We start from the raw sequence: 1,292 nt of genomic DNA, 5'->3' as shown, positions 1-1,292 counted from the left end.
GGTGGGGGTCGGGGGTGCGGCTGGAGGGGGCGGGGTGGCCGGTCGGAGGTGGGGTGGTCGGTCAGGGCTGCGAGGTGGCTGGCCGGAGGTGGGGGCCGGTGGTGGCCGGGCGGAGGCGTGTGGACGGTCGGCGGTGGGGGCCGTGCCCGGGGGCGCGTGGCGGGCCGGGAGCGTTCGGTCCGGTGGCCGGACGGTCGTCGGCCCGCGGTGGGCGGCTCGGTGTGGCGGCCGGGGTGCGGGGCCCGGGGCCGTTTCACTGAGGGCCGGGCCGGGGTATCCGGCCGCACCCGGTGACGACGGAAGGACCGCCCGGACATGACGGAGACCATCGACTTCGGCGCACAGACCGCGCTCATCGCCCACCTCGCCGCCCGCACCCGCGACGAGCAGCTGGCGGCGCCGACGCCGTGCGCGGAGTACGCGGTACGGAATCTACTGGGGCATCTGGTGGGCCTGACCGCGGCGTTCCGGGACACCGCGGCCAAGGAACTGGGCCCCTCGACCGGTACGTCACCGGGCAGCGCCCTGCCCGACATCGCCCCCGGGTGGCGCGACGAGCTGGCCGCCAACCTCGACGCGCTGGCCACGGCCTGGCATCACCCGGCCGCCTGGGAGGGGGAGACGCAGGCGGGTGGCATCACCCTGCCCGCGGCCCTCGCCGGACGGGTCGCGCTCAACGAACTCGTCCTGCACGGCTGGGACCTGGCCCGCGCCACCGGCCAGCCCTACGCACCCGACACCGCGAGCCTCGGGGTGTCGTACGCGCTGCTCGCCCCCGCCGCGGAGGACCCGGCCCGCGGCGGCATGTTCGGCCCGGCCGTCCCCGTACCGGACGAGGCGACCCTGCTGGACCGCGTCGTGGCCCTGAGCGGGCGCCGCCCGGACTGGACACCGGCGGCGGGGTAGCGGGGGGCGGGCGGCCTCGGGGCGGGTGGGGTGCGCGCCCAGGAGGGCACAGCCCCGCGGACGGGTGGAGTGCGCGCCCCGGAGGGCGGCGCGGAGAGCGGCTCGGAGGGCGGGTGGTGCGCGGCTGCGAGGCTCGGCGGCGCGCAGCTCCGGGGCCGGGTGGTGCGCGGCCGAGGAGCCCGGCGGGCCCGGGTGACCGGTGCGCCCGGGTGACCAGCGGGCCTGAGTGAACGGCAGGCCCAGGTGACCGGCGAGCCACCCGGGCGACCCGCGAGCCCGAGTGAACGGCAGGCCCGGGTGACCGGTGCCCCCGGCGTCCCCGGGGCCCCCGCCCCGGGAACGCCCCGCCCCGGCCGTACGTGCCCCGGCCGCGTACGCCCCGGCCC

The 1,292-nt window shown here is 79.7% G+C and carries 1 protein-coding gene; it reads left to right on the top strand.

Features of this window, described 5'->3' with window-relative positions; translation table 11 throughout:
* The first annotated feature begins 315 nt into the window (after positions 1-315).
* Positions 316-906 carry a TIGR03086 family metal-binding protein gene (locus IF23_RS0130760; RefSeq protein ID WP_030289601.1) on the top strand — a complete coding sequence of 197 codons (591 nt, stop codon included), beginning with the start codon at positions 316-318 and terminating at the stop codon, positions 904-906.
* Positions 907-1,292: the final 386 nt, after the last annotated feature.

The organism is Streptomyces catenulae, from assembly GCF_000718015.1.
Taxonomy (GTDB): domain Bacteria; phylum Actinomycetota; class Actinomycetes; order Streptomycetales; family Streptomycetaceae; genus Streptomyces; species Streptomyces catenulae.
Note: the sequence above shows the minus strand (reverse complement) of the source record. Positions and strands in the feature narration are given on the sequence as shown.

Bases quoted from the DNA above. Each gene is read 5' to 3' on its own strand.
- IF23_RS0130760 (WP_030289601.1), top strand. From the start codon at position 316: ATGACGGAGACCATCGACTTCGGCGCACAGACCGCGCTCATCGCCCAC.